At 69.8% G+C, this 26,352-nt stretch carries 27 protein-coding genes; 24 read left to right on the top strand and 3 right to left on the bottom strand.

Features of this window, described 5'->3' with window-relative positions; genetic code table 11:
• Window positions 1–266: 266 nt before the first annotated feature.
• Both EV186_RS26955 and EV186_RS26950 read left to right on the top strand, forming a co-directional pair.
• Window positions 267–1,241 carry a carbohydrate ABC transporter permease gene (locus tag EV186_RS26955; protein ID WP_208115811.1) on the top strand — a complete coding sequence of 325 codons (975 nt, stop codon included), beginning with the start codon at window positions 267–269 and terminating at the stop codon, window positions 1,239–1,241.
• Window positions 1,238–2,095, top strand: a complete 858-nt coding sequence (locus EV186_RS26950; RefSeq protein WP_133852258.1) for a carbohydrate ABC transporter permease — start codon at window positions 1,238–1,240, stop codon at window positions 2,093–2,095. Before EV186_RS26955 ends, EV186_RS26950 begins: the two co-directional genes overlap by 4 nt.
• Here the strand turns inward: EV186_RS26950 and EV186_RS26945 are convergent.
• Window positions 2,092–2,907, bottom strand: a complete 816-nt coding sequence (locus EV186_RS26945; RefSeq protein WP_133852257.1) for a phytanoyl-CoA dioxygenase family protein — start codon at window positions 2,905–2,907, stop codon at window positions 2,092–2,094. The two genes, EV186_RS26950 and EV186_RS26945, sit on opposite strands and share 4 nt — an antisense overlap.
• Window positions 2,908–3,030: 123 nt before the next feature.
• Between EV186_RS26945 and EV186_RS26940 the strand changes: the two genes are divergently transcribed.
• From EV186_RS26940 to EV186_RS26915, 6 genes are all read left to right on the top strand, one after another.
• Window positions 3,031–3,861, top strand: a complete 831-nt coding sequence (locus EV186_RS26940) for a helix-turn-helix domain-containing protein (protein WP_166659350.1) — start codon at window positions 3,031–3,033, stop codon at window positions 3,859–3,861.
• A gap of 68 nt (window positions 3,862–3,929) precedes the next feature.
• Window positions 3,930–4,481: an RNA polymerase sigma factor gene (locus EV186_RS26935; RefSeq protein ID WP_166659349.1), complete on the top strand. Its 552-nt coding sequence runs from the start codon at window positions 3,930–3,932 to the stop codon at window positions 4,479–4,481.
• Window positions 4,478–5,245 (top strand): hypothetical protein, encoded by a 768-nt coding sequence (locus tag EV186_RS26930; protein ID WP_133852254.1) that lies wholly within the window; start codon window positions 4,478–4,480, stop codon window positions 5,243–5,245. Before EV186_RS26935 ends, EV186_RS26930 begins: the two co-directional genes overlap by 4 nt.
• A 39-nt stretch (window positions 5,246–5,284) precedes the next feature.
• Window positions 5,285–5,983 carry a hypothetical protein gene (locus EV186_RS26925; RefSeq protein ID WP_133852253.1) on the top strand — a complete coding sequence of 233 codons (699 nt, stop codon included), beginning with the start codon at window positions 5,285–5,287 and terminating at the stop codon, window positions 5,981–5,983.
• Window positions 5,980–6,768: a hypothetical protein gene (locus EV186_RS26920; RefSeq protein WP_133852252.1), complete on the top strand. Its 789-nt coding sequence runs from the start codon at window positions 5,980–5,982 to the stop codon at window positions 6,766–6,768. Before EV186_RS26925 ends, EV186_RS26920 begins: the two co-directional genes overlap by 4 nt.
• Before the next feature lie 10 nt (window positions 6,769–6,778).
• Window positions 6,779–7,654, top strand: coding sequence for an ABC transporter ATP-binding protein (locus EV186_RS26915; protein WP_133852251.1), 876 nt, complete (start codon window positions 6,779–6,781; stop codon window positions 7,652–7,654).
• A gap of 31 nt (window positions 7,655–7,685) precedes the next feature.
• Here EV186_RS26915 and EV186_RS26910 read toward each other — a convergent pair whose 3' ends face one another.
• The gene (locus EV186_RS26910) at window positions 7,686–8,279 is read right to left on the bottom strand and encodes a TetR/AcrR family transcriptional regulator (RefSeq protein WP_133852250.1); all 594 of its coding nucleotides are present in this window, start codon (window positions 8,277–8,279) and stop codon (window positions 7,686–7,688) included.
• A gap of 63 nt (window positions 8,280–8,342) precedes the next feature.
• Between EV186_RS26910 and EV186_RS26905 the strand changes: the two genes are divergently transcribed.
• From EV186_RS26905 to EV186_RS26895, 3 genes are all read left to right on the top strand, one after another.
• Window positions 8,343–8,816: a cupin domain-containing protein gene (locus EV186_RS26905; RefSeq protein WP_133852249.1), complete on the top strand. Its 474-nt coding sequence runs from the start codon at window positions 8,343–8,345 to the stop codon at window positions 8,814–8,816.
• Window positions 8,817–9,417: 601 nt separating this feature from the next.
• The gene (locus tag EV186_RS26900) at window positions 9,418–10,278 is read left to right on the top strand and encodes an ADP-ribosylglycohydrolase family protein (RefSeq protein WP_133852248.1); all 861 of its coding nucleotides are present in this window, start codon (window positions 9,418–9,420) and stop codon (window positions 10,276–10,278) included.
• A complete protein-coding gene (locus tag EV186_RS26895; protein ID WP_133852247.1) occupies window positions 10,278–10,775 on the top strand; it encodes a metallophosphoesterase family protein in 498 nt (165 codons plus the stop codon). The genes EV186_RS26900 and EV186_RS26895 overlap by 1 nt, the downstream gene beginning before the upstream one ends.
• A 40-nt stretch (window positions 10,776–10,815) precedes the next feature.
• Here EV186_RS26895 and EV186_RS26890 read toward each other — a convergent pair whose 3' ends face one another.
• Complete coding sequence (locus EV186_RS26890) at window positions 10,816–12,642, bottom strand: sigma-54-dependent Fis family transcriptional regulator (protein ID WP_341815486.1); 1,827 nt, start codon at window positions 12,640–12,642, stop codon at window positions 10,816–10,818.
• A 135-nt stretch (window positions 12,643–12,777) separates the two neighbouring features.
• Here EV186_RS26890 and EV186_RS26885 point away from each other — a divergent pair, with 135 nt between their 5' ends.
• The 13 genes from EV186_RS26885 (at window position 12,778) to EV186_RS26825 (ending at window position 26,346) form a co-directional block, all read left to right on the top strand.
• Window positions 12,778–13,020: a hypothetical protein gene (locus tag EV186_RS26885; RefSeq protein WP_133852246.1), complete on the top strand. Its 243-nt coding sequence runs from the start codon at window positions 12,778–12,780 to the stop codon at window positions 13,018–13,020.
• A 143-nt stretch (window positions 13,021–13,163) separates the two neighbouring features.
• Entirely contained in the window at window positions 13,164–14,816 is a 1,653-nt protein-coding gene (locus EV186_RS26880) for a ferritin family protein (protein WP_133852245.1), read from the top strand.
• A gap of 126 nt (window positions 14,817–14,942) precedes the next feature.
• Window positions 14,943–16,004: an NADH:ubiquinone reductase (Na(+)-transporting) subunit F gene (locus EV186_RS26875; RefSeq protein WP_133852244.1), complete on the top strand. Its 1,062-nt coding sequence runs from the start codon at window positions 14,943–14,945 to the stop codon at window positions 16,002–16,004.
• Between the two features lie 37 nt (window positions 16,005–16,041).
• Window positions 16,042–17,211: a ferritin family protein gene (locus EV186_RS26870; protein ID WP_133852243.1), complete on the top strand. Its 1,170-nt coding sequence runs from the start codon at window positions 16,042–16,044 to the stop codon at window positions 17,209–17,211.
• Window positions 17,208–17,579: a propane 2-monooxygenase effector subunit MimD gene (gene mimD, locus EV186_RS26865; RefSeq protein ID WP_133852242.1), complete on the top strand. Its 372-nt coding sequence runs from the start codon at window positions 17,208–17,210 to the stop codon at window positions 17,577–17,579. Before EV186_RS26870 ends, mimD begins: the two co-directional genes overlap by 4 nt.
• 87 nt (window positions 17,580–17,666) lie before the next feature.
• The gene (locus EV186_RS26860) at window positions 17,667–18,704 is read left to right on the top strand and encodes an amidohydrolase family protein (RefSeq protein WP_133852241.1); all 1,038 of its coding nucleotides are present in this window, start codon (window positions 17,667–17,669) and stop codon (window positions 18,702–18,704) included.
• Complete coding sequence (locus tag EV186_RS26855) at window positions 18,698–19,486, top strand: iron-sulfur cluster assembly protein (protein WP_424983568.1); 789 nt, start codon at window positions 18,698–18,700, stop codon at window positions 19,484–19,486. The genes EV186_RS26860 and EV186_RS26855 overlap by 7 nt, the downstream gene beginning before the upstream one ends.
• Window positions 19,483–20,508 (top strand): NAD(P)-dependent alcohol dehydrogenase, encoded by a 1,026-nt coding sequence (locus EV186_RS26850; RefSeq protein WP_133852239.1) that lies wholly within the window; start codon window positions 19,483–19,485, stop codon window positions 20,506–20,508. Before EV186_RS26855 ends, EV186_RS26850 begins: the two co-directional genes overlap by 4 nt.
• An 18-nt stretch (window positions 20,509–20,526) precedes the next feature.
• On the top strand, window positions 20,527–22,218 hold the full coding sequence (gene groL, locus EV186_RS26845; RefSeq protein ID WP_133852238.1) for a chaperonin GroEL: 1,692 nt from the start codon (window positions 20,527–20,529) through the stop codon (window positions 22,216–22,218).
• Between the two features lie 42 nt (window positions 22,219–22,260).
• Window positions 22,261–23,514 carry an Nramp family divalent metal transporter gene (locus EV186_RS26840; protein ID WP_243754303.1) on the top strand — a complete coding sequence of 418 codons (1,254 nt, stop codon included), beginning with the start codon at window positions 22,261–22,263 and terminating at the stop codon, window positions 23,512–23,514.
• Entirely contained in the window at window positions 23,514–23,753 is a 240-nt protein-coding gene (locus tag EV186_RS26835) for a hypothetical protein (RefSeq protein WP_133852237.1), read from the top strand. Before EV186_RS26840 ends, EV186_RS26835 begins: the two co-directional genes overlap by 1 nt.
• A 67-nt stretch (window positions 23,754–23,820) precedes the next feature.
• Window positions 23,821–24,111: a hypothetical protein gene (locus tag EV186_RS26830; protein ID WP_133852236.1), complete on the top strand. Its 291-nt coding sequence runs from the start codon at window positions 23,821–23,823 to the stop codon at window positions 24,109–24,111.
• A 339-nt stretch (window positions 24,112–24,450) separates the two neighbouring features.
• Window positions 24,451–26,346, top strand: a complete 1,896-nt coding sequence (locus EV186_RS26825) for a DUF1800 domain-containing protein (RefSeq protein ID WP_133852235.1) — start codon at window positions 24,451–24,453, stop codon at window positions 26,344–26,346.
• The last annotated feature ends 6 nt before the right edge of the window (window positions 26,347–26,352 follow it).

Here is a 26,352-nt window from a genome sequence, read left to right as displayed (position 1 = left end):
GCGAAATTTAGGCACCGCACAAAAGGCTGTTTCGGTCAAAGCTAGCGGAGAACGCAGCGATGTCAAGGAGTTCTTGGCGTGCCGGTTGAGCAGGGGTGCCGAGCTGATCGTGCCCGCGTCGTCACACTTCGGATCGGGTCCTATCTGGACTCGGTGTCCTTGACAGCCGTCACGAGCCACGCAGATCATGGGCGGGTCCGGAGAGCCGGTTCTCCTCGACCGCCCGGCCGCGCGCGGCACCCATCCCACCGCCGGAGGCAGCCCTGGTGAGCGACAGCACGCAGGTGGCTGCCACGCCCGCGGCGCCGGCGGAGGTCCCGGTCGCGGTGCGCCGCGCGGCCGCGAAGCCGGTGTCGTTCGGCCAGGTCGTCGGGCGCAGCCCCTTCGTGCCGTACCTCTTCCTGCTGCCGGGTCTCGCGTTGTTCGTGGTCTTCTTCGCCTGGCCCGCCGTCGAAGCCGTCGAGGCGTCGTTCACCGACTACAGCATCGTCAACCCGTTGCACGTGGTCGGGTTCGCCAACTACACGGAGCTCTTCCACGACGAGGTGTTCCTCGCTGCCCTCGGCCACTCGTTGATCGTGATGGTCGGGCTGCTGCCGTTCTCGGTGGCGATCCCGCTCTGGCTCGCCATCCTGGTCAACCGCAAGCTGCGCGGCATCCAGGTCTTCCGGGCCGTCTACTTCCTGCCGGTGATCACGTCGATGATCACCGTCGCGGTGGCCTGGAACTACGTGTTCGCCGACAAGGGCGTGCTCAACTGGCTCGTCGCCACCCTCGGCCTGTCCGACGCGCCGATCCACTTCCTGCTCGACCCGCACTGGGCCCTGGCGTCGGTGATCCTGGTCGAGGGCTGGAAGGGCATCGGCACGTACATGATGATCTACCTCGCGGGTCTGCAGGCGATCCCGGGCGACCTGTACGAGGCCGCGGAGATCGACGGGGCGGGCGCGTGGCAGCGGTTCACCCGGGTGACGCTGCCGTTGATGCGCCCGTTCATGGCCGTGGCGCTCGCCATCGAGATGGTCAACGCCTTGCAGGTCTTCACCTCCGTCTATGTGCTCACCCAGGGCGGCCCGAACGACCACACCACGACGGCCGGTTATTTCGTGTGGTCGCAGGCGTTCCAGCACTACCGGTTCGGCTACGCCAGCGCCGCGGGGGTCGTCGTGTGGGCGATCCTGATCGCGCTCGCACTGGTGAACCACCGGCTCACCAACGGGAAGCAGGCGAACACGCCATGAGCGAGCGCCAGGTGCTCCGCCGCCGGCGCGGCGCGCGGTGGACGGTCCGGCGGATCGGCGTCTACCTGCTGCTGGCCGCCATCGCCGTCGTCTTCGTGTGGCCGTTCCTGTTCCTGCTCGCCACCGCCTTCAAGGCGCCGACCCAGGACGTGTACTCGTTCCCGCCGAGCCTGATCCCGCGGCCGCCGGTGCTGACGTGGCTGCACAACGCGTGGACGCAGATCCCGTTCCCGCGCTACCTGCTCAACTCGCTGCTCTACGTGCTCGGTGGAGTGCCGCTGTTCGTCCTGATCAGCGCGATGACCGCGTACCCGCTGGCCACCGCGTCCTTTCGCGGCAGCAAAGTCATGTTCTTCGCGATCCTGTCGACGATGTTCGTGCCCGCCGAGCTGATGCTGATCCCGCGGTTCCTGGTGGCGAACCAGCTCGGGCTGACCAACACCTACGCCGGGGTCATCCTGCCCGGCGTGCTCAGCGCGTTCGGGGTTTTCCTGCTGCGCCAGGCTTTCGCGGCGGTGCCGGCCGAACTCGGCGAGGCGGCCCGGCTGGACGGCTGCGGCGAGTGGCGGGTGTTCTGGACGGTGATGCTCCCCGTGGTCCGCCCGACGCTGGCGATCTCCGCGATCTTCGGGTTCATCTTCATCTGGAACGACTTCCTGTGGCCGCTGGTCGTGCTCAACGATGACACCAAGTACCCGATCGCGCTCGGCATCGCCTACCTGACCGGCATCTCCGGCACCGACACCCGCACGCTGTCCGCGGGCACGCTGCTGTCGCTGGTGCCCATCGTCGTGTTCTTCCTGTTGCTGCAGCGCCAGATCCTCGAAGGCGCGAAGGGCGCGGTGAAGGGCTAGGCGCGGTACAGAACCGGGTTCAGCTCGGTCTCCGGCACGCTGCCCACGGCCGTCCCGCCGAGCCAGGTGGTCAGGTCGTTGCGCTGCGAGTCGTTGACCGGTTCGCTCACCACGGCGTCGGCGTCCACGTAGATGATCGTCATCACGCGGCGCGGGGTGGTCGAGCGGTTCGGGCCTGCCCGGTGGAAGGTCCAGCCGAGGTGGAAGCTGGCGTCGCCGAGCGCGTACGGCGCACTGTCCACTTCGAACCCACGCGCGGCCAGCTCCTCCTGCAGCGCCTGCTCGGACTCGTCGCCGATCGGCAGGTCGCGGCCGTGGGAGAAGTGGTGGCTGCCGCGCGCGAACTCCAGCGAACCGAGTTCGCGTGGGGTGTCCTGCAACGGGATCCACACGGTGATCGTCCGGTCGGAGGCGAACGGCCAGTAGTACTGGTCGGCGTGCCACGGCGTGATCCCGCCGCCGGGCTCCTTGTACAGCGCCTGGTCGTGGTAGAGCCGCACGGCGTCGACGCCGAGCAGTTCGGCGGCCGCGCGGGCGAGCCTGGGGGAGAAGACCAGCCGCCGCACCCGGTCGTCGTGCTGCCACAGGTTGGTCACCTGCAGGAACGCCCGGTCGTAGGTGTCCCGCTCGTCCATCGGCAGGTGCATGGCGTTCAGCGCCAGTACCCGCTCGGTGATCGTCGGCTCGAAGTGGGCGACGGTCGGCGGGCTGAGCAGGTTCGAGAGGCGGACGAAGCCCTGTCGGTCGAGCGCCTCGACGTGGGCGCTGGTCAGCGGGTACGCGGAGTCGACGTCGACGGTCGCGCTGGTCATCGGTCCCCCTGGTGCTCGGCGGTCGGAACTCCAGGCTGGCCGTCACGGGCACCGCGAGCTAGTGCGCGGGGGCGCCCGAACTGGTACTGGTGTGACCCCATTTGCCGACTACCGTGTCGATCCGTGCGTGCTGCTGTCGAGTTCATCCCACTGAAGGCGGGCCGCGCCTGGGCGTTCCACGTCCGCGAGGCGCCGGAGTTCCCGTTCACCTGGCACGCGCACGACTACTACGAGTTGACCGTGATCACGGCGGGTCGCGGCCGGCGGTTCGTCGGCGACCACGTCGCGCCCTACGAGCCCGGCGACGTCGCGTTGTTCGGGCCGCGGCTGCCGCACACCTACGCGGCGACGGCAGCCGACGGTCCGCACGAGGCCTGCGTCGCGCAGTTCCCCGCCGCCTGGGTCGAGCGGCTGACCGAGGGGCCGGAGTTCGGTGCGGTCCGGGCGATGCTCGCCCAGTCGGCCCGCGGGGTGACCGGCACCGCGCCCGTACTGGCGGCCGCGCGGCGCCTGGCGGAGCTGGACGGCGCACGGCAGACCGTCGCCCTGCTGGACCTGCTCACCGAGTTGGCAGAAGACCCCTCGCTCGCCCCGCTGGCGAGCACGGCGAGCTCCCGGTCGATCTCCACGGCGTCGGCCGACGCGCTCAGCGCGGTGATCGGCCACCTCGACACCCACTACGCCGAACCCTTGTCCCGCAACGACATCGCCGCGGCTGTCGGCATGTCGCCGTCGTCGGTCAGCAGGCTGATGCGCCGCCAGATGGGCACGACCCTGACCGAGTACCTGACCGAGGTGCGGGTCGGCGCCGCGAGCCGCGCGCTGACCGGCACCGACCGCCCGATCGCCGACATCGCCCACGCCTGCGGGTTCGCGAACCTCGCCAACTTCAACCGGCGGTTCCGCCGCAGCAGGCACCTCACACCACGCGAGTACCGCCGGGCGTTCGGCTGAGAGGCCGCTGAGAGTTCGGTGAACCTCCCCGCCGTCCTCTGCTACTCACCACCGAGGGGAGGTGGCCGGTGCGTGGAACGGACGAGGTCTTGCTGCGCCGGGTCGCGCGGGGCGAGGCCGACGCGTTGACGGCGTTGTACCGCAGGCACGCCGAGGGCTTGTTCGGGTTCCTGCAGCGCCTGGCCGGTGATCGGATGCTCGCCGAGGAGATCCTGCAGGACACCTTGCTCGCGGTGTGGCGGGGCGCCGAGCGGTTCGAGGGCCGCGCTCAGGTGCGCACCTGGCTCTACGGCATCGCCCGTCGTCAGGCCCACAACCGGCTGCGGTCGGTGCGCCCGGCCGAGACCGCGCTCGACGACGTACCGGACGTGGCCGAGCCGGCCGCGGGCCCGGAGGAGCTGGCCTTGGTGCGCCTGGACCGCGACCAGGTGCTGGCCGCCGTCGCCCGGTTGGGCCTGCGGCACCGCGAGGTGGTGGTGCTGGCGTTCGTCGCCGAGCTGAGCCAGGCCGAGATCGCCGACGTGGTCGGGGTGCCGGTCGGCACCGTGAAGAGCCGCCTGCACCACGCCCGCGCGGCGCTGGTGCACGCCCTCGCCGAGTTGGAGGGGACGCAACGATGAGCGAGTTCTGGCAGTCCATTCAGGACGCACTGCGGCCCGGCCCGCCGCCGGCCGATGCCGTGTCCGCGATGCTGCGCCGGGCGGCCGGCGAGCCGGAGCTCGTCCGCCGCCGGCATGGTCACTTGTGGTTCGCCGCCCAGCTGCTGACCGCGCAGATGCGCCTGATCCGGGTGTCCGTGTGGCTGGCGTCCGCGTTCGTGATGGCGTTCGGGGTCCTGGTGTTGATCCCGTTGCGCCAGGGCGGCCTGTCCGAATCGGTGCTGGCGATGATCGCGCCGTTCGTTGCCGCGGCCGGCATTGCCGGGGTCTGCGGGCCGGAGCGCGATCCCGGGCTGGAGCTGACGGCGGCCACCGCGACCTCGCCCCGCACGGTGCTCGTGGCGCGCGTGGCGTTGGTGTTCGGCTACGACCTGGTGCTCGCGCTCGGCGCGTCGCTCGCGTTGGTCGCCCTGGGCCTGGACACGTCCGGGCTGGCCGCGTTGATCGGTGCGTGGCTCGGCCCGATGGCCCTGCTGTCGTCGTTGTGCCTGCTGCTGGCCGTCGCCGTGGGCACCACCGCGGCGTTCACCGTCGGGCTGGCCCTGTGGCTGGCCCGGCTGCTGGTGCCCTCGCTCGCGCTCGACACCCGGTGGTTCGTCCCCGTGGCGAACGCGGTGAAGGTGTTGTGGGCCACCAACTTCGTGTCCGGCGTGCTCGCCGCCGCGCTGCTCGCCGCGACCGTCGTGGTGGTCGGGCGCGCCTACCGGTACCCGTCGGCGGCCTGAGAAATGAACCTGATCGCGTCCCGCCGCTACCAATCCGGCATGACACCACTGGATCTGTGGCGGCACGAGCTGCGCCGCATCGGCTGGGCGGCGCTGGTGACGCCGCCCGCCGCGGCCGCGCTCGTGGCACTGCTCGCCGTGCTGCAGTCGTTCGGCACGCAGGACGACGCCTCGACCGCACGCACCTTCCACGACGTGCTGGCCATGGGCATCCCGCTCGCGGTCGGCGTCGTCGCCGGGTCGCTGATCGGCCGCGACCCGGTGGCCGAGCTGCAGCTCAGCGTGGTCCGCGAATACCGGGCCACGCTGCTGCGCCGGCTGCTCCTCGCCGCCGGGTGGGCGGCCGTGGTGGCCGTGGTCGCTACCGTCGCCGTGGTCGCGTCCGGCTGGTGGTACCGGCTGCCGTCGGCGCCGGACCCGGTGGCCGGCCAGCTCACGTGGCTGGCTCCGTCGCTCGCGCTCGGCGGCCTCGGGTTCCTGGTCGCGGCGCTGTCGCGCACGGCGGCGCTGGCCGCCGGGCTCGTGTCCGGCGTGTGGCTCGTCGAGCTGATGATCGGCGACACCCTGCGTGGGTCGAGCCCACTCGAGCTGCTCAACCTGTTCGCCCGCCGCACGGCCGATCCCGGCGCGTGGCTGGCCAACCGGGCCGTGCTGCTCGCCCTCGGCGCCGCCCTGCTCCTCGCGGCCTGGGGTGTGCTCGCGCGCCCGGAACACCTGCTGAAGGGGGAGGAAGGATGACCGCGTTCCGCGCGGCGTTCGGCTACGAGCTGCGGATGCAGCTGCGCAAGGTGTCGGTGTGGGTGACCATCGGCGCGCTGGCCCTGCTCACGGCCGTCGCCACCAACGTGATCCACCTGGTCCTCGCCATCGACGACGGCGAGGAGGCGGCCGTGCGGGCGGCGCGCCTGACGATGGCGCTGCTCCCGGTCGGGTTCGGCTGCCTGGTCGCCGACCGGCTGGTCCGCGACGACCGCCTCGGCGTGCGGAGCCTGCTCGACGCCACGCCCGGTGGCCTCGGCGTCCGGCTCGTCGGCAAGTTCCTCGGCTCGTGCGCCGCCACCGCGATCCCCGTGGTCGGCAGCTACCTGCTGCTGGTCGGCGCCTACGCGATCCGGCACGGCGACGCGACCGCGCTCGGGGCGTCCGGCCTGCTGGTCGTCACGGTCATGCTGCCCGCGTTGCTGTTCGTCGGCGCGTTCGCGATGCTCTGCCCGCTGGTGATGCCGACACCGCTGTTCCGCGTGCTGTTCGTCGGCTACTGGTTCTGGTCCACCCTGGTCTACCCGAGCCTGCTGCCCACGTTGAACGGCACGCTGTTCACGCCCGTCAACGGCTACCTCATGCGCGCGCTCCTGCACGCCGAGGACGGCGACCTCGCGGGCCGCGTGGACGGCGCCGCACTGAACTTCCTGCGTCCTGACCCGTCCGCGGTGACCGCGTGGCTCGCCCTCGGCGTGCTGGCCGCCGCCACCGCCCTGGCCCTCAGCGGCGCTCGCGCGCTGCTCGCCCGCACCGCCCGATAGGGAGAACACCGTGCACATCACGATCACCGACCTGACCAAGACCTACCCGGGCGGCACGCGCGCGCTCGACGACCTCACCCTCACCGTGCCGACCGGCATGTTCGGCCTGCTCGGCGCGAACGGCGCGGGCAAGACGACGCTGATGCGCATCCTCGCCGGGCTGCTGCGGCCCTCGGCGGGGCGGGTGCTGGTCGACGACTACGACCTGGGCACCGCCGCCGGGCGCACCGCGGTCAAGCGCCTGCTCGGGTACCTGCCGCAGGACCTCGGCGTGTACCCCGACCTGACCGCCGCCGAGTTCCTCGACTACATCGCCCTGCTCAAGGGCATCGACAGCCGGGCCGCGCGCCGGCGCCGGGTGGCCGAGCTGCTCGAGGTCGTGGCCCTGGCCGACGCGGCGAAGCGCAAACTCAAAGGTTTCTCCGGCGGGATGCGGCGGCGCGTCGGCATCGCGCAGGCGTTGCTCAACGACCCGCGGCTGCTGATCGTGGACGAGCCGACCGCCGGGCTCGACCCGGAGGAACGCATCCGCTTCCGCACCCTGCTGGCGCGCCTGGCGGGGGACCGGACCGTGTTGTTGTCCACGCACATCGTCGAGGACATCGCGCAGACGTGCCGCGAGCTCGCCGTGCTGGACAAGGGGAAGTCGCTCTTCCGCGGCACGGTCGCCGAGCTGACCGCGCGCGCGGAGGGACGCGTGTGGTCGGTGCTGATGTCCGGGCCCGAACCGGCGGGCGGGGTGGTCGTCTCGGCGCTGCCCGACGCGCACGGCGTGCGGTACCGGGTGGTCGCGCCCGCGCCGCCGTCCCCGGAAGCGGAGCCGCTCGGCCCGACACTGGAGGACGGCTACCTGGCCTTGCGTGGCGCGCAGGCGGTGACCGTCTGACCGACCTCCACCTGTTCGCGGTGGTGGCAGCTCAGGGGCGGCTGTGGCGGAGCAGGGCCAGCGCCGACGATTGCATGAGTTCGGCGGCTTCGTCGCGGGCGAGGCCGGCGACGTCGGTGAGCCAGACCAGCGACTCGATGCCGACGGCGCTGCGGATGGCCACGGCGAGACGGTGCACGCCGGCGTCGGTCAGCTGCTGCCGAAGTGGTTCGAGCGCGTCTTCGAACCAGGCGATCGCCCGGCCTCGCCGCAGGGGCAGCTCGCGGGCGGCGGCGTCCGGTTCGAGGGAGAGCCGCAACATCGTGCGCTGTTGCTGCTCGGTTTCCAGCACCAGCTGGATGAACGCCTTGACCGCGGACAGGATCCGGTCTTCGGGGTCATCGCCGGCGTCGGGCGGCAGGAGGGACTTGGTCTCGGTCTCCGGGTGGGCCGCGACGAGGAGTGCCTTCTGGTTGGGGAAGTACCGGTAGGCGGTGGTGCGTGAGATGCGTGCCGCCGCTGCCGCGTCCTCGACCGTCGGGGGCGACCCGCCGCGCGTCACCAGCTCACGCGCGGCCGCGACCAGGGCGTCGCGGGTGCGCGCCTTCTGCCGTGTTCGTCCGGTCTGCTCGTACTGCGTTGACACGCTGCTCACGGTACCGTAGTTTCATCATGGGACTTGAGTCCCACGAAACTGAGAGAAGCCGACATGAAGACCTTGACTGCGACGGTGCGCCAGAGCGGCGAGGGCGAACAACGGTGGTTCTGCGGCGGTGGATTGCACACGCTGAAGGCCACCGAGCAGGAGACCGGCGGCGCGTTCCTGATGTTCGAAGACCGACTCGACGTGGGGAAGGTGACGCCGCTGCACCGGCACCCCGACGCGGACGAGACGTTCTACATGCTTGAAGGCGAGATCCTCCTGCACGTCGACGGCGAGCAGCACACGCTCGGCGCCGGCGGCATCGTGATCATGCCGCGTGGCCTCCCGCACGCCTTCAAGGTCGCCGCCGCGGCGCGGATGCTGTGCCTGCAGACCCCCGGTGGTGGCGGCGCCTTCTACCGGCACGCAAGCGAACCCGCTCGCCCCGGCGACCAGCCGTACCCGGTCGACTTCGACCGGGTACGCGCCGCGGCCGTGGCGACCGGCGCGATCGAGATCCTCGGGCCGCCCCCGTTCTGAGGTCACCGGCCACCGGGTGCCGGCACCGGCCAGGACCCGGTGCTCTGCCGCGTCGACCCGGAGAGCCATGAACGTCGGATGCCCACGAGTCGAACGTGGTGTCTTCCGCGCCCGAAGCGGATGGGTTGCCGTCTCCCTCGCACCCGTTGGTGGTCACCGGCCGCCCCCTGCGACGCCCCGGCCGGTGACACGCAGCCGACCCGGGTATCGATCCCGGTCCTCCGCTGTGAAAGAGCGGTGACCTAGCCAGCAGTCCCATCGGCCTTGTTTCATGAAATTGTCAACGAGCAATTCTCGGGCGCACGAAATAGAAGAAGCCGCCCGGATCGCTTTCGGCGATGGGCGGCTCCCGTGATCACGACCGTCAGGTCATGGTGGGGAGCAGGTGTTCGTTTCGTGGCTGGTGAACGGCATGGTGAAGGGCCTGGGGCAGCTTGTCGGCGAGCACGCGACGACGAACGCCGCGACAGGGTTCTGCCGCCACGCCTCGTGCTTGCGAGTGCTCGTCATCACTGCCTCTCTCATTGGTGTGAATTCATCATGACCGACAACGGCAGTGGCCGTCAATCGAATTCAGAAATGCAATTGGTAGGCTCACGCGGTGACTGTGGAACAAGCGTTGGCCAGCCTTCGCGGCCTGGCCGTCGGGGACGCGTTCGGGGCGCAGTTCGGGCTGCCCGGCGACCACCCCGACGTCGTGGCCCGCAAGCCGCCGCCCGCGCCGTGGGGTTGGACCGACGACACCGAGATGGCCTGCTCGATCTACGCCGTGCTCTGCCGCCACGGGCGCATCGACCAGGACGCGCTCGCCGCGTCCTTCGTCGAGCACTACGACGCCGACCGCGGCTACGGCTCCGGCACCGAGCGCCTGCTGAACCAGTTCCGCGGCGGCGGGTCGTGGCGCGAGCTCGCCGTCAACGCGTTCAAGGGCGGGTCGTGGGGCAACGGCGCGGCGATGCGCGTGGCCCCGCTCGGCGCGTTCCACGGCCCGGACCTGCCTCGGGTGCTGCGGGAGGCCGAACAGTCCGCCGAGGTCACGCACGCCTACTTCGAGGGGGTCGCCGGCGCGGTGGCGGTCGCCGTGGCCGCGTCGTTGCGCGCGGTCACGCCGAACCTCGGCGGCGAGGCGCTGCTGCGGGGTGTGATCCCGTTGGTGCCGCCGGGCCAGGTTCGCACGGGGGTGGAGTCCGCCGTGGCCCTGCTGAACGCGCCGGTGCGGGTGGCGGCCGCGCGGCTGGGCACCGGGCGCGAGATGGCCGCGCACGACACGGTGCCGTTCGCGTTGTGGATCGCCGCCCGGCACCACACCAGCTTCGAGGAAGCACTGTGGACGGTCGCGCAGCGAGCCGAGGACGTGGACACCGTCGGTGCCATCGTTGCCGGCGTGCTGGCGGCGGGAGACCACCACATCCCCGCGAAGTGGCTCGAGGCAACGGAGCCGTTGCCGGCGTGGATCCGCTGATGCGACTGCTGCTGATCGCCGACACGCACGTTCCCAAGCGGGCCAGGGACATGCCCGCGCCGGTGTGGGCGCAGGCCGAGGCGGCGGACGCCGTGGTCCACGCGGGTGACTGGGTCGACGTGCGCCTGCTCGACGAGCTGGAACGCCGCTGCCGCAGGGTGATCGGCGTGTACGGCAACAACGACGGGCCGTCGCTGCGGGCCCGGCTGCCGGAGGTGGCCACGGCCGAACTCGAGGGCGTCCGGTTCGCCGTGGTGCACGAGACGGGTCCGGCCAAGGGCCGGGAAGCCCGGTGCGCGGCGGCTTACCCGGACGCGGAGGTCCTGGTCTTCGGCCACAGCCACATCCCGTGGGACACCACGGCGGACACCGGCCTGCGCCTGCTCAACCCCGGCTCGCCGACCGACCGGCGGCGCCAGCCCCACCACACGTACATGACCGTCGACGTGTCCGGAGGCCGGCTCGGCGAGGTGGTTCTGCACACCGTGGCAACCTGATCGGTGCCGTCGGGCGGCCCCCGCGGCCCGATCCATGCCCCTAGCGCGCCGGGACGACGATGCCGTAGTTGTGGATCTTGCGGTAGATGGTGGCGCGGGACATGCCCAGCAGCTTCGCCGCCCGCACCTTGTTCCCGCCGGCGTCTTCCAGACCGCGCACGATGGCGTCGCGCTCCACCGACTCGATCCGGTTCAACGGGCGCCGCGGCGCCGTGCGGAACTCGGCGGGCAGGTCAGCGGGCATGATCGTGCCGGCCCGGCGGTGCTGGGTGACCTGCTTGAGCACCAGGTAGAGCTGCGCCACGTTGCCGGGCCACGAGGCCCGGCTCAGCAGGTGCATCGCCGCGGGGGAGCAGGTCAGCGGCGCACCCGGGCACAGCCGGTTCAGCATCAGCGGCACGATCTCCGGCAGGTCCTCGATGTGCCTGCGCAGCGGCGGCACCTCGATGGTCAGCGGGAAGAGGGCACGCAGGTCGTCGGGCAGCTCCGCCGACGCCTCCGCGGTCAGGGCGACCCACGGCAGGCGGCCGGTCCGGTTCTCCACGACGTTGCGCAGCTCGTCGGCCACCTCGGTCATGGCGTCGGCGCCCAGGCGGTGCGCGTGCCGGATCACCAGGGTGCCGACCGGGTCGTCGACCAGCTCGTGGCGCAGGTGCTCGCGCATCCGGTCCGGGCGGATCGAGGCCATGTCCAGCACGTGCATGCGCGCGAGCGGGTTGCGGCGCTGGTGCACGCCCCGGGCGATGGCGTGCTTGCCCACGCCGGCCTCACCGGCGAGGATCGACCACTCGCCGCGGCCGTACGCGGTGTCGACCTGGTGGCAGCACCGCAGCCACGTCGACGCCGAGCCGACCGTACCCGGCAGGAACATCGGCAGCACCGGACCGCCGAGCTCGGCCACGTCCTGCTCGGAGTCGAGGAAGTCGACGATGAGCACGCCGCCGGTGACCCCGTGCGCGTCGCGCCCGGCGATGGGACGGCACCGCACGGCGACCTTGGTGCCGGTCGCGAGCGTGACCGTCGTATCGCGCCGGCCTTCGCGCAGGGCCGTTGTACCTTGACCGATGATGGCGGACTGGTCGACGGGGTCGAGCAGCTGGCGCGCGCGGTCGTTGACCACCACGGCCTCCTCGTCGAAGGCCATGACCATGCCCATCGTCCGGCGGCAGGCCGCCAGGTAGGCGCGGAACAGGGCCAGCTCGCGCGCGTCGCCGTAGTTGAGCAGCGCCTGGCGGATCTGGTCGGCGGTGGAGCGGGCCAGCGCCATGAGCAGCCGCCCGGCGTCCTTGCGCCAGCACGTGAGGTCGATGGCCCCGATCGTCTTGCCTGAGACAGGGTGTCTCACGGGCACCCCGGCGCACGCCAGGTTCTCGAGGTTCTCCGCGTAGTGCTCGTGCCCGAAGACGTGCACGGGCTGGTTCTCCGCGAGCGCGGTGCCGATGCCGTTCGTGCCGACGAACTTCTCCCCGTAGCTGAAACCGGGCACCAGGTCGACGCGCTCGAGCTTGCGGTGCAGGTCGGTGTCGCCGGTGTCCTGCAGCAGCACCACGCCGGTCGGATCGGTCAGGATGATGCTGATCGGCTGACCGTCGAGCTGCTCGCCGAGCCTGCGCAAAACGGGCCTGGCGCTGCGGATGAGCGGCGTTTCGTAGTCCCGGGAGTCGATGTAGGGCAGGTCTATCCGGTCGGCGGGCACCTTGAGCTCACGCGAGCGCCACCACGACGCCAGGATCGGGTCGCGGACGCGGTCGTCGTCGAACCGCTCCGCGGACAGGAACTGGACCCTGATGTCGGCGAGGTCGTCGTCGTCAGCGGGAACGAGACGACGCCGAAGCATCGGACCGGCCTTCCACGCTGTGTCATCCACTGCGATCTCCTCGTCGAGGTCACGGGGACATTCAGACTAAACCGTTGCGCCGCGACCCGATGTCTCAAGTTGAGACACCCACGGTCACGCGCGGTGGCTCTAATGGAGGGAAATCGTCGGAAATCGAGGTGGACGATGGACGATCAGCAGTCGTTTGAAACATACAACCCGTGGACCGTGGTGAACGTGGTCTTCGAGCACCTCGCCGACGTCGGGCTGCACCCGACGTTCGGCGCCGGCGGCCATCCGGGTGAGGCCGCCGCCGATCTTCTCCGGGCCTTGGGGATCACTCCGGACAACCAAGGAGACGCGCGCGTGTCTTTGGATATCCAGCACACGCTCGCCCAGATGAGAGCACATCAGTTGCCCGAGAGCTGAGCCGTGAGTGGTTGTTCCATATTGAGACTCGCAGACGGCTCGAGGTTGGGTGTAATCGACGGACGGGACCGCGAGTGAACCCACGGGATCGGCCGGGCGTGGGGGAATCAGTCACGGCCTGCGTGGTCCGGTTAGGAGAAGACATGAGCCGTCAGAGTGTCGCAAAGGCCCACCAGAAGATCCAAGAACTGTCGTGGGAACCCGCTTACCATGAGCCGGTTTCCCACTACGGCACCGATTACACCTTCCACAAGGCCCAGAAGAAAGACCCGCTGAAGCAGGTTTTGCGGTCTTACTTCCCGATGCAGGAAGAAAAGGATCACCGCGTGTACGGCGCCGAAGACGGCGCCATTCGCGGCAACATGTTCCGGCAGGTGCAAGAGCGCTGGCTGGAATGGCAGAAGCTCTTCCTTTCCATCATTCCGTTGCCGGAGATCTCCGCGGCGCGGGCGATGCCGTTGCTGTTCCGCACGGTTCCGAACCCGGAGCTGCACAACGGCCAGGCGATCCAGATGATCGACGAGGTCCGGCACTCGACGATCCAGCAGAACCTCAAGCGCCTGTACATGAACAACTACATCGATCCCGCGGGCTTCAACTCGAGCCTGCGCAACTTCCAGAGCGACTACTGCGGCACCATCGGCCGCCAGTTCGCCGAGGGCTTCATCACCGGTGACGCGATCACCGCCGCGAGCATCTACCTCACGATCGTCGCGGAGACCGCGTTCACGAACACCCTGTTCGTCGCCATGCCGGCCGAAGCGGCCGCCAACGGCGACTACCTGCTGCCGACGGTGTTCCACTCGGTCCAGTCCGACGAGTCCCGGCACATCAGCAACGGGTACGCCACGCTGTTGATGGCGCTCTCCGACGAGAGCAACCACCAACTGCTGGAGCGGGACCTGCGCTACGCGTGGTGGAACAACCACCGCGTGGTCGACGCGGCGATCGGCACCTTCATCGAGTACGGCACGAAGGACCGCCGCAAGGATCGCGAGTCCTACGCGGAGATGTGGCGTCGGTGGATCTACGACGACTACTACCGCAGCTACCTCGTGCCGCTGGAGAAGTACGGCCTCGTGATCCCCCACGACCTGATCGAAGAGGCGTGGAACCAGATCTGGAACAAGGGCTACGTCCACGAAGTCGCCCAGTTCTTCGCCACCGGCTGGCTCGCCAACTACTGGCGGATCGACGGGATGACGGACAAGGACTTCGAGTGGTTCGAGTACAAGTACCCGGGCTGGTACGACAAGTACGGCAAGTGGTGGGAGAACTACAACCGCCTCGCCACGCCGAACGGTCACAACCCGATCGCGCTCGAGGACGTCGACTACGTCTACCCGCACCGTTGCTGGACGTGCATGGTGCCGTGCCTGGTCCGCGAGGACATGGTCATGGACAAGGTGGACGGGCAGTGGCGGACGTACTGCCACGAGGCCTGCCGGTGGACCGACGCCGAGGCGTTCCGGCCCACCTACATGGGCCGCAACACGCCGAACATGGGCAAGCTCATCGGGTCGCGTGAGTGGGAGACGCTCTACCACGGCTGGAACTGGGCCGATGTGGTGTCGGACATGGGTTTCGTGCGCGACGACGGCAAGACCCTTGTCGCCCAGCCGCACCTGAACCTCGACCCCAAGAAGATGTGGACCCTGGACCACCTGCGGCGCTGCCCACCGCTGCAGAGCCCGAACGTGCTGCTCAACGAGATGAACGACGAGCAGCGTGCGGCGTTCGTGGCGGACTACAACCGCCAAGGTCCCGCGGGCCGGCCGGCGAGGGCCACCGCCTGACGGGCGATCCATGGGGGCGCGTCGCGGAGGGCTCCGGCTGGTCACCGGAGCCCTCGGCGGCGGCGCCCGGATCCCACGGATTTCTGTGCGCAAGGCGTTGGCCGACGAGTTGGGAGCGAGGAAACGGTGGCGGACAAGCACGTCGTCCGGTTCGAACCGGTCGGAATCGAGATCGAGGTCGCGGAGGAGCAGACGATCCTGCGCGCGGCCGCCGAGCAGGGCGTCATGTTGATGCACGGGTGCAAGGAAGGCCAGTGCGCGGCGTGCAAGTCGTTCCTGCTCGAGGGCGACGATGTCGAGCATGACCGGTATTCGACGTTCGCGTTGCCGGATTTCGAGAAGGAGGAGGGCTACACGCTGCTGTGCCGGGCGCACGCCTACGAGGACCTCACGATCGAACTCCTCAACTACGACGAGGACATGATCCGTTCCGGCCTGCCGATCCAGAACTCGACGGTCGAAGTGGTGTCCAACGAGAGCGTCACGCACGACATGCGCCACCTGGTGGTGCGGCTGATCGAGCCGACGTCGATGCGGTTCTTCCCGGGCCAGTACGTGGATTTCACGGTCCCCGGCACGGAGCACACCCGGTCGTTCTCGATGGCCAACATCTCCACTTCGGACGGTGGGAAGCTCGAGTTCGTCATCAAGATCTACCCCGATGGGCTCTTCTCCCACTTTCTCGACGCGAAGGTCCAGGTCGGTGACAAGCTCGAGATCACCGGGCCGTTCGGGGTCTTCACCTTGCGCGACGCGCCGGACGCGCCGCTGGTCTTCGTCGGTGGTGGCGCCGGGATGGCTCCCATCCTGTCGTTGCTGCGGGCGATGGCCGAGCGGGGCATCGATCGTCCCGCGACGTACTTCTACGGCGCGCGCCGGCGCAAGGACCTGTGCTTCACCGAAGAGCTCACCGCCCTGGCCGAACGGCTGCCGAACTTCACGTTCGTGCCCGCACTGTCCGAACCGGACGACGAGGACTGGGACGGCGAGGTCGGCCTCATCACCGACGTGGTGAAGAGGCTGACGGGCGACCTCAAGGGGGCGGACGCGTACGTGTGCGGGCCGCCGCCGATGGTCGAGGCCGCGCTCGCGTTGCTGCCTCAGCTCGGTGTGGCCGAAAAGCGCGTCTTCTACGACAAGTTCACCACCAGCAGCGACAGCGAACAGGGCGGCGGCCCGCAGGCGTAGCCCGCGGACGAGTAGGCCCGAGAGAAGGAATCCGCCGATGACAGCGACGTCAGAACGAAGCGTTCCCAAGCCGGAGTTCACCGACGCGGAGGCCGGCGCCAAGGTGTTCCCGGACTCGAACTCCCGCCAGTACAACTACTTCAAGGCGCAGAAGCGCAAGCAGAGCCACTACGAGGACGTGACGGTCGAGGTCCAGCCCGACCCGCGCCACTACCTGAGCCAGGGCTGGCTGTACGGCTTCGCCGACGGCAAGGGCGGTTACCCGCTCGAGTGGACGGTGCTCAAGGCCTGGGGCAGCGACCGGCCGGTCCCCGAACGTGGTCCCGGCTCCGGCGGCCAGGGCTACGAGTGGCCCGCCCACGGCTGGCACGAGTTCCGCGACCCGAACGAGGAGTGGGAGCTCACCCTCTACCGGTACAACGCGAACGTGGTCCGCCAGCTCAACCAGAACGTCGAGGCCGCGCGGCAGGCCAAGGCGTTCGAGCAGTGGAACCAGAACTGGGTCGACTTCGTCGCCCGGCACGTCGGCGCTTGGATGCACGTCGACCACGGCCTCGGCTTGTACTTGTTCGCCAACGCCAACCGGCGCGCACCGACGAACATGCACAACAACGCCATCTCGGTGAACAGCATGCACCGCATCCGGTCCGCCCAGGACCTGGCGCTGTACAACCTGACCCTCACCGAGGAGATCGAGGGCTTCGACGGCACTGCGCACCTGTCCACCTGGAACGACGACCCGGCGTGGGCGGGCGTGCACGAGACCGCCGAGCAGCTGACCGGTGTCTGGGACTGGTGCGAGGCGATCTTCGCGGCCAACGTGGTCTTCGAGCCGCTGGTCGGCGAGTTGTTCCGCAGCAACCTGGTGCAGCAGGCCGCCCCCGCCAACGGCGACTTCGTGACACCGACGCTGGTGGGCGCGGCCGAGTACGACTACGCCGAGCGCGACCTGCGCTACACCAAGCCGATGTTCCGCTTGCTGGTCGACGACAAGGAGTTCGCCGACCACAACAAGAAGATCATGCAGCAGTGGCTGTCGGACTGGGTGCCCAAGTGCATCGCCGCGGCCCGCGCGATGCAGCCGCTGTGGTCGCAGCCCGACGCGCGCCCGCCGCGCTTCGAGGACGGTCTCGACCGCGCCAAGAGCCGGTTCGCCGGAATCCTGTCCGACCTCGGCCTGCAGGCGCCGAAGGAGCTGAGCCAGTGACCACGTACAAGACATCGGAAAGCCCGTTCAAGTCCGACAACACCGCGTCGAACATGTGCGGGTTCACCCTGATGAACAACCAGGTCGGCGCGATCATCGCCCAGGTGATGGCGCCCAAGGAGAACGTGACCGTCACCCCGTTGCCCTCGATGATCCGCGTCGACGCGGTCGGCACCATGGTGCTCGACTACGGCGAGATGGACGAGGCGGCCGGCGAGGAAGAAGGCTGGTTCAGCGCGGCGGAGTTCGAAGAGAGCATGTCCACCCACTACGGCCGCATGGTGCACATGGACGACAAGACCATCATGTTCGCCAACCCCGAGGACGCCGCCGAGTACATCGACTTCGACCTCAAGCCCATCAAGTAGCGGACGGCCCGGTGCGCGACCGGGCCGATGACGTCCGCCCGGGCCACCGGGCGGACGTCGCCGCGACACCGCGCAGGGAGTACCACGATGTACACAAAGGACGGCGAGGACTACTTCGTAGTCGACGCGCACACGCACTTCTGGGACGCCAGCCCCGCGAACTGGGTGGCGGGCCAGGAGCAGTACGCCAAGGGCTGGATCGAGTGCTTCCACGCCTACCAGGGCCTGGGGCCGGCCGAGACCCACTGGCCCATCGAGAAGTTCCAGAAGTACTCGGAAGAGACGATGATGCGCGACCTGTTCGAGGACGGGCACGTCGACATCGCGATCTTCCAGCCGACCAACCTGCGGCAGTGGTACACCGAGGGCTTCAACACCACCGAGACCGACGCGGCGATGGCCGAGCGGCACCCGGGCAAGTTCATCGTGAACACCACGTGGGACCCACGCGAGGGCGACGACGGTCTCAAGGGGCTCGAGGAGCGCGTCAAGCGCTTCGGCTGCAAGGGCGTCAAGCTCTACACGGCCGAGTGGCGGGGTGACTCCCGCGGCTGGAGCCTGAAGTCCCCGGAGTCCGCCCGCTACCTGGAGAAGTGCCAGGAACTCGGGGTCAAGAACGTCCACGTCCACAAGGGACCGACCATCTGGCCGCTGGACAAGGACGCTTTCGACGTGTCCGATGTGGACCACGCGGCGACCAACTTCCCCGAGCTCAACTTCATCGTCGAGCACGTGGGCCTGCCCCGCATCGAGGACTTCTGCTTCATGGCCACGCAGGAGCCCAACGTCTACGCCGGCCTCGCCGTCGTCGTCGGCGGCCTGATGCACGCCCGGCCCCGGTTCTTCGCGAAGGTCATGGGTGAGCTGCTCTTCTGGCTCGGCGAGGACAAGCTGATCTTCGGCGCGGACTACGCCATCTGGGAGCCGAAGTGGCAGGTCGAGGGCTTCGTCGACTGGCAGATGCCCGACGACGAGGAGTTCGGCGACTACGCGAAGCTGACCGTGACGGCCAAGCAGAAGATCCTCGGCCTGAACGCGGCCCGGCTCTACGACATCGAGGTGCCTGAGAAGCTGGCGCCGAAGAAGGCGGAGGAGACCTCGCCGGTCGGGGTTGCGGGATCGTGACCACCGTCGCCGCACGCACCGTGTCCGAGGCGGTTTGGGCCGCCTTGGGCACGGTGCGCGACCCGGAGCTGGACGAGCCGCTGACCGACCTCGGCTTCGTCGCGCGGTGTGCGGTGACCGGCGGGGACGCGGGTGCCACGGATGCCACAGATGCCGCGGGTGCCGAAGTGGCGGTGCAGCTGCGGCTGCCGACGTACTTCTGCGCGCCGAACTTCGCGTTCCTCATGGTCGCCGACGCGCACGACGCCGTGTCCGCGGTGCCCGGTGTCGGCCGCGTGGTGATCGAGTTGATCGACCACTTCGCGGCGGACTCGATCAACCAGGGCGTCGCGGCCCGCGCCGGGTTCGTCGGCACGTTCGGCGACGAGGCAGCGGACGAACTGGACGACCTGCGCGCGGATTTCCTGCGCAAGGCCGTGCTCGCCGGAACCGACCGGGTGTGCCGCGCCGTGCTCGCCGCGGGGGCCGACCCCGCGACGCTGGGCCGGCTCACCCTCGGAGACGCACCGGCGAGCGCCGACCGCGAGCGGCTGCGCGACCGCCGCCGCGAGCTCGGCCTGCCGAGCACCGACGACGCCCCGCTGGTCCTCGACCCGGCCACGGGCAACGGGGTCGAGGACCCCGCCGTTCGGCGCCACTTGGGGCTCGCCCGCCTGACCAGGGTGAGCCAGGAAGCCAACTCAGGCGTGTGCCGGGGCATGTTGCTCGCCCGCTACCCCGGCACACAGGCCATCGGTCAGGTTGGCCACACCGGCGAATCGGGAGAGGAGCAACGGCCATGAAGGCAGTCCGACTGCACGCGTACCACGAGAAGCCGGTGATCGAGGAGGTCCCGGAACCCGAGGCGACCGGGCCGTTCGACGTCGTGGTCAAGATCGGCGGCGCCGGTGTCTGCCGCACCGACCTGCACATCATCGAGGAGCAGTGGGCCGAGAAGTCCGGCGTCGCGCTGCCCTACACGATCGGGCACGAGAACGCGGGCTGGGTGCACGAGGTCGGCTCGGCGGTGTCCAACGTGGCCGTCGGTGACACCGTGATCCTGCACCCGACCCCCACGTGCGGCCTGTGCCACGCGTGCCGTGCGGGCAACGACATGCACTGCGAGAACTCGACCTTCCCCGGCATCGACAGCGACGGCGGGATGGCCGAGTACCTGCTCACCTCGGCGCGTGCGTGCATCAAGCTCGACCCGGACACCCAGCCCTCCGACGTGGCCGCGCTGGCCGACGCCGGGATCACCGCCTACCACGCGGTGCGCAAGGCCGTCCCGCTGCTGTACCCCGGCACCGTGTGCGTCGTGAACGGCGCGGGCGGGTTGGGCCACATCGGCATCCAGTCGTTGCGTGCGCTGACGGCGTGCAAGGTCGTCGTCGTGGACCGCAACGCGGCGGCGCTGGAGCTGGCGAAGACGTTGGGCGCGCACGAAACCGTGCAGGCCGACGGCAAGCACGTCGACGCGGTGCTCGACCTGACCAACGGCAACGGCGCCGAGGTCGTCCTCGACTTCGTCGCCGAGCAGGGTGCGCAACAGGACGCGTTCGCCATGACCAGGCGGGGCGGCTCGCACTTCGTGATCGGCTACGGCAGCAACATCGACATCCCGACCATCGACATCATCTCGACCGAACGCAACGTCATCGGCAACCTGGTCGGCACCTACAACGACCTCGTCGAGCTGATGGTCCTCGCCCAGTCCGGTCAGGTCACCTTGCACACCAAGAAGTACCCGCTCGACGCGGCGCTCGACGCGCTCGCCGACCTGGACGCGGGCCAGGTCCGCGGCCGGGCGATTCTCACCCCCTGACGAGAACGGGAGCACACGATGGCGAAGGAACTCCGCTTCGGTGCGGAAGCCCGCGACCTGCTCCTGGCAGGCGTGGACAAGCTCGCGGACGCGGTCAAGACCACGCTGGGACCCAAGGGCCGCAACGTGATCATCGAGAAGATCACCGGTTCGCCGGTGATCACCAACGATGGCGTGACGATCGCGCGCGAGATCCACCTGAAGAACCAGTTCGAGAACATGGGTGCCCAGCTGGTCAAGGAAGCGGCGATCAAGACCAACGACGTGGTCGGCGACGGCACCACGACCGCCACCGTGATCGCGCAGGCGATCATCCGGGAGGGCATGAAGGCCATCTCGAGCGGTGGCAACCCCGTGCTGATCAAGCGCGGCGTCGACAAGGCGGTGGCGCTGCTGGTCAACCACCTCGAGCGGGTGGCCCACCCAGTGGAGTCCGAAGAGGACTACTCGCGGGTGGCGGCGATCTCGGCCAACGACGACGACGAGGTCGGCGCCGTGATCGGCCGGGCCCTGCACGTGGTCGGCGAGGGTGGCGTGGTCACCGTCGAGGAGTCGTCGTGGATCGGGATGTCCGTCGACTTCGTCGAGGGCTTCGAGCTCGACAACGGCTACATCACGCCGTACCTGGTCACCGACCCGGGCCGGCTCGAGGCCGTGCTCGACGACCCGTACATCCTGATGTGCAGCGGGAAGATCACGAAGGTCCAGGAGCTCATGCCGATCCTGGACAAGATCATGCGCGACCCGCGCCCGCTCGTGCTGATCGCCGAGGACGTGGAGGGCACGGCGCTGTCGATGCTCGTGCACAACCACGTCAACGGTCAGTTCCAGTCGGTGGCCGTGCGGGCGCCCGGGTTCGGTGACCGCCGCATCCACAAGCTGGAGGACCTGGCCGCGGTCGTCGGCGGGGCCGTGCTGTCCAAGACGGCATCGTTCTCGTTGGAGTCCATGGGCATCGAGCACCTCGGCCGGGCCAAGCAGGTCCGGGTCACCGAGCACGCGACGACGATCGTGGGCGGCGCGGGCTCGGCGCAGGACGTGGCGTTCCGCGTCGGGCAGCTGCGGGCCGAACGCGACCGCGCCCAGTTCGGCGTGGACGAGGACGTGCTGACCGAGCGGATCGGCGCGCTGACCGGCAAGGTCGCGGTGATCCACGTCGGCGCGGCGACACCCGCGGAGCTCAAGGAGTTGCAGCACCGGGTCGAGGACGCGTTGTCCGCCACCCGTGCGGCGATCGCCGAGGGCATCGTGGCCGGCGGTGGCGCGGCGTTGCTGCACGCCGAGCACGTGCTGAGCGGGCTCGACCTGGAAGGCGACGACGAGACCGGCGCGGCGATCGTGCGCGCGGCGCTGTCCGAACCGGCCTGGCTGATCTCGAGCAACGCCGGCTACCCGGCCGCCGAGGTGCTGGCCAAGTGCCGCGAACTCGGTCCCGACGAGGGCTTCGACGCGCTGCACGGGCGCTTCGGCAACCTCGTCGAGATGGGCGTCATCGACCCGCTGCGCGTGTGCCGTTCGGCGTTGCAGAACGGCGCGTCGGTGGCCGGCCTGCTGCTCACGACGAACTCGCTGATCGCCGAGGAGCAGACGCCGTGGGGCGGCAGCGCCGCCCTGATGACGGAGTTCGGTCCGCTCGACGAGGGTCTGCACCAACCCTCGCCGGACGCGAGCACCCCGCAGTCGCTGGGACTGGGGCCGTCCGTCGCCTGATCCGACAACTGTTCGTTGGAAGCAGGAGAGGAGATCGCGGCGGTGTTCGAACGGAATCCGATCGACGACGCGACCTCCTTCCTGCCGACCGCGCGCATACCGTCGCGGGTCGCGGTCTACGGGCCCGCGGTGGTGGCGAGCGTCGCCTACATCGACCCCGGCAACTTCGCCACGAACATCACCGCGGGCGCGCGGTTCGGCTTCACGCTGGTGTGGGTGGTCGTCGTGGCCAACGCCATGGCGGTGCTGGTGCAGTACCTCTCGGCCAAGCTCGGCATCGCCACCCGCCGGAGCCTGCCCGAGCTGTGCCGGTCCCACCTGCCCAAGCCGGTGTCGTGGGGCCTCTGGGTCCAGGCCGAGCTGGTCGCCATGGCGACCGACCTCGCCGAGTTCGTCGGCGCGGCCATCGGCCTGAACCTGCTCTTCGGCGTGCCTCCCGCGATCTCGGGGCTCATCACCGGTGTCGTGTCGTTCGCGCTGCTCGCGTTGGAGCAACGCGGGTACCGCCGCTTCGAGATCGCGATCGCCGGGCTGTTCGGCGTCGTGCTGCTGGGGTTCGCCTGGGAGGTCACCCGGGTCGGCTTCAGCGGCGCGACCGTCGTGCGCGGCCTCGCCCCGGGCTTCACCGGCGCCGACAGCGTGCTGCTCGCGGTCGGCATCATCGGCGCGACCGTCATGCCGCACGTGATCTACCTGCACTCGGCGCTGACCAAGAACCGCGGCCGCTGGACCGACGAGCAGTCCCGGCGCAAGCTCCTGCGCTCGCAGCGCGTGGACGTGGCGGTCGCGCTCGGCTTCGCCGGGGTGACCAACCTGCTCATCCTGATCCTCGCCGCGTCCCTGCTGCACGGCGCGGGCCTCGGCGACGCCGACCCCATCGAGTTCGCCCACAGCCGGCTCGGCGAGGTGGTCGGCGGCAGCGCCGCGTTGATCTTCGCCGCGGCCCTGCTCGCGTCCGGGCTGTCCTCGTCGAGCGTCGGCACCTACGCCGGCCAGGTCGTCATGCAGGGCTTCATCCGCAGGCGCGTGCCGCTGGTGGTGCGCCGCGGCGTGACGATGCTGCCGGCCCTCGTCGTGCTCACCATGGGTCTGCCCGCGACCCAGGTCCTGGTGATCTCGCAGGTGACCCTGTCGTTCGGCATCCCGTTCGCCTTGGTGCCCTTGCTGTGGCTCACCCGCAAGAAGGAGCTGATGGGGGTGTTCGTGAACCGGCCCGTCACGACGCTGGCCGCGTCGGCCTGCGCGGCGCTGATCATCGGCCTGAACATCTTCCTGATCGTGGAAACGGTGGGCTGATGACGATCGCCGCGACCGCCTTCGAAGTCAGCGCCACGACCTCGGCGCTGGGCGTCATCGGCCTGCTGTCGATGCTGGTGCTGCGCGTGGCCCTCAAGGTCTGCGACGCGGAGAACTTCGACCACCTGCCGGTCGCCCTGGCGGCCCGGGTGCGGTGGTGGGATCGCCATCACCCGGCGCTGCTCGCGGCCAGCGCGTGCCTGCTGGCCGGTGGTGTCGTCGGGCTCGTGCTGGATTAGCCGTATCACCGGGCGTGGCCGCGCATCTGGAGAGCGTTGGTCGGTACTCCAGGAGGAGCGCTCCGGTATGGCACAAACAACCGTCTCGCGGCGTCGCCCGTGCACCACCTGCGGCGGCCGCTACTTCGTCCGCACGATCTCCGTCGTCGCCGCGTTGATCGCGACCGCGGTGGCCCTGGGCGGGATCGCCAAGGCCGTCGTGAGCAGCGGCGTGCTGACCGCGTCGAACGCCCACATCCCCGACCAGTCGCAACTCGTCCTGGCCGGCGCGTGGGCGATCGGCGGGATCCTCGTCGCGGGCATCATCGCCACCGTGGCGAGCGGGCACCGGTGCATAGCTTGCGACACAAAGCAATGAGCGCCAACCGCGACTGGCTCGGCGCCTCGACGTCCGCGACCGCCGGTTCACCGTTCTTGCCCTGAACTTGGCGTCCGCTTGGCCGCACCCACCAGGTGGTTGTTCCGGGTGCGGGCATGCTGGGCCATTCGGTGTGGGTCTTCCGCCGATCTGCCTACGCCGATCACAGGACAATAACCGGTGAATCACGGTGGGTGCACCGGCATTGGTCCATTCGGGGGTGTAGCAGGAAGAACGCCGCCAATATGGTTCGCCTCGACTCGGAGCCCCCGGTGCCCCGGGCCGTTTCGACGCATTCTTGGTCATTTTGGCCTGCGAACGCGTGAAGGCGGGATGTGAATGGAGCGGCAACCCCGGAATTCGGGCGAAGGGGCGGACGGCCCGCGGCGGGTCACCTCCGACGACGCGGCCCTGGCCTGGCGCAAGGCAGGCGGCCAGGCACGGGAGTGGGACTACGCCTCGTCGCCGCGGCCATGGCCGGTGGTGGACGAGTTCGGCGGTGCACCCGGCGAGTCCGACGAACCCGACGGGCAGGCACGACGCCGGCGGCTCATCGGCCGCCGCGGCCTGGTCGCCGCGCTCGTCGGTGGCGGCCTTGGGGCCGCCACGATCGGGACCGTCCTGAGCGTCGACGAGGGCGTGGTCGCCGAGGCGGCGCGTCCCCGGCACCCCAGGACCAACCTGCACCGCCCGGCCGGAGCCATCCCGCGCGACGGCGGCACGTACGCCGACCGCGACGAGAGCTACTCGCAGGCAAGCGGTGCCCGGCCGCAATTGCCCGAGCGCGCGACCCAGAACACCGAGCGCGTCCAGTTCGACGGTCCCGCCGAGGCCGCCGCGAACACCAAGGTCACGGTGGCGACCATCCTCGACACCACGCACCCGGAGCTGCACCTGCTGCGCCGGGTCACCTTCGGCCCGACGCCGGACCTGGTCGCCGACGTCCGCGCCAAGGGCATCGACGCGTGGCTCGGCGAGCAGCTGAACCCGGCGTCGGTGCCGGACCCGGTCGGCGATCGGGTGTGGCGGGCGTTCCCCCACGCGAGCATGACCACGTCGCAGGTCCGCGGGTCGATCAAGCGGTACAGCTGGGACGCCATGTTCGGCTACGCGCAGGCGACCCTGGCCCGGCAGATCTGGTCCAGCAGGCAGGTCCAAGAGGTGATGGTCGACTTCTGGGCCAACCACCTCAACGTGCCGATGCCCAGCGACGGCGCGTGGGACGTGGGCGTGTCCTACCACAACGACGTGATCCGCAAGAACGCGCTGGGCAGCTTCGAGACGATGCTGAAGGCCGCCATCCGCCACCCGGCGATGCTGCGGTTCCTGTCCAACGACCAGTCCCGCAAGGAGTCGGTCAACGAGAACCTCGGCCGCGAGCTGATCGAGCTGCACACGGTCGGCATCGACGCGGGGTACTCCGAGACCGACGTGCGCAACAGCGCCTACATCCTCACCGGCCGCACGGTCGCCGACGACGGCTCGTTCCGCTACGACGCCGACCGGCACTGGACCGGCAAGGTGAAGGTGCTCGGGTTCACCGACAGCAACGCCTCGCCGTCGGGCGGGCTCGCGGTCGGCGACCGGTACCTGCGCTACCTGGCCCACCACCCGTCGACCGCGACGATGATCGCGCGCAAGCTCTGCGTGCGGTTCGTGGCCGACACGCCGCCCAAGGTGCTCGTCGAGCGGGTGGCCAAGGCCTACCTCGACTCGGGCACCAGGATCGTGCCGGTGCTGCACACGTTGTTGTCCAGCCACGAGTTCTGGGCCGCGGTGGGGCAGAAGGTGCGCCGGCCGCTGGAGAACCTGGTCGCCGGCGTGCGGGTGCTCGGCGTGCGGCCCGGCTCGGACGTCCCGAAGGGCGTCAGCGGCCTGTACTGGAACCTCGACCAGGCCGGTCACCGGCCGCTCGGGTGGGCGCCGCCCAACGGGTACCCAGACGTGGCCCCCGCGTGGGCGTCGTCGGGCGCCATGCTGCAGCTGTGGAACGGCCATCGCGGGCTCGTGCAGGGCTGGTGGCAGGGCCTCGAGTTCGTCAAACCTGACAAGCTCGTGCCGAGCTCCCCGGCGCCGTCCTATGTGGACAAGCTGGCGCAACGCCTCGTGTTCCAACGGCTCGGCGCGGCGCACCGCACGGCGCTGATCGAGTTCCTCGGCACCAATCGGCCCGCGGACTACGCGCCGCACCTCGCGCCGCTGCTGCTCGACTCCCCGTACTTCGCGCTCCGCTGACCCAGA

Origin of the sequence: Labedaea rhizosphaerae (assembly GCF_004362825.1) — a bacterium.
GTDB lineage: Bacteria > Actinomycetota > Actinomycetes > Mycobacteriales > Pseudonocardiaceae > Labedaea > Labedaea rhizosphaerae.
The sequence above is the reverse complement of the archived record's forward strand: the minus strand, read 5'-3'. Positions and strand labels throughout refer to the sequence as shown.

Bases quoted from the DNA above. Each gene is read 5' to 3' on its own strand.
- EV186_RS26950 (WP_133852258.1), top strand. From the start codon at position 1,238: ATGAGCGAGCGCCAGGTGCTCCGCCGCCGGCGCGGCGCGCGGTGGACG.
- EV186_RS26945 (WP_133852257.1), bottom strand. From the start codon at position 2,907: ATGACCAGCGCGACCGTCGACGTCGACTCCGCGTACCCGCTGACCAGC.
- EV186_RS26930 (WP_133852254.1), top strand. From the start codon at position 4,478: ATGAGCGAGTTCTGGCAGTCCATTCAGGACGCACTGCGGCCCGGCCCG.
- EV186_RS26925 (WP_133852253.1), top strand. From the start codon at position 5,285: ATGACACCACTGGATCTGTGGCGGCACGAGCTGCGCCGCATCGGCTGG.
- EV186_RS26920 (WP_133852252.1), top strand. From the start codon at position 5,980: ATGACCGCGTTCCGCGCGGCGTTCGGCTACGAGCTGCGGATGCAGCTG.
- EV186_RS26905 (WP_133852249.1), top strand. From the start codon at position 8,343: ATGAAGACCTTGACTGCGACGGTGCGCCAGAGCGGCGAGGGCGAACAA.
- EV186_RS26895 (WP_133852247.1), top strand. From the start codon at position 10,278: ATGCGACTGCTGCTGATCGCCGACACGCACGTTCCCAAGCGGGCCAGG.
- EV186_RS26885 (WP_133852246.1), top strand. From the start codon at position 12,778: ATGGACGATCAGCAGTCGTTTGAAACATACAACCCGTGGACCGTGGTG.
- EV186_RS26880 (WP_133852245.1), top strand. From the start codon at position 13,164: ATGAGCCGTCAGAGTGTCGCAAAGGCCCACCAGAAGATCCAAGAACTG.
- EV186_RS26870 (WP_133852243.1), top strand. From the start codon at position 16,042: ATGACAGCGACGTCAGAACGAAGCGTTCCCAAGCCGGAGTTCACCGAC.
- EV186_RS26860 (WP_133852241.1), top strand. From the start codon at position 17,667: ATGTACACAAAGGACGGCGAGGACTACTTCGTAGTCGACGCGCACACG.
- EV186_RS26850 (WP_133852239.1), top strand. From the start codon at position 19,483: ATGAAGGCAGTCCGACTGCACGCGTACCACGAGAAGCCGGTGATCGAG.
- groL (WP_133852238.1), top strand. From the start codon at position 20,527: ATGGCGAAGGAACTCCGCTTCGGTGCGGAAGCCCGCGACCTGCTCCTG.
- EV186_RS26835 (WP_133852237.1), top strand. From the start codon at position 23,514: ATGACGATCGCCGCGACCGCCTTCGAAGTCAGCGCCACGACCTCGGCG.
- EV186_RS26830 (WP_133852236.1), top strand. From the start codon at position 23,821: ATGGCACAAACAACCGTCTCGCGGCGTCGCCCGTGCACCACCTGCGGC.
- EV186_RS26825 (WP_133852235.1), top strand. From the start codon at position 24,451: ATGGAGCGGCAACCCCGGAATTCGGGCGAAGGGGCGGACGGCCCGCGG.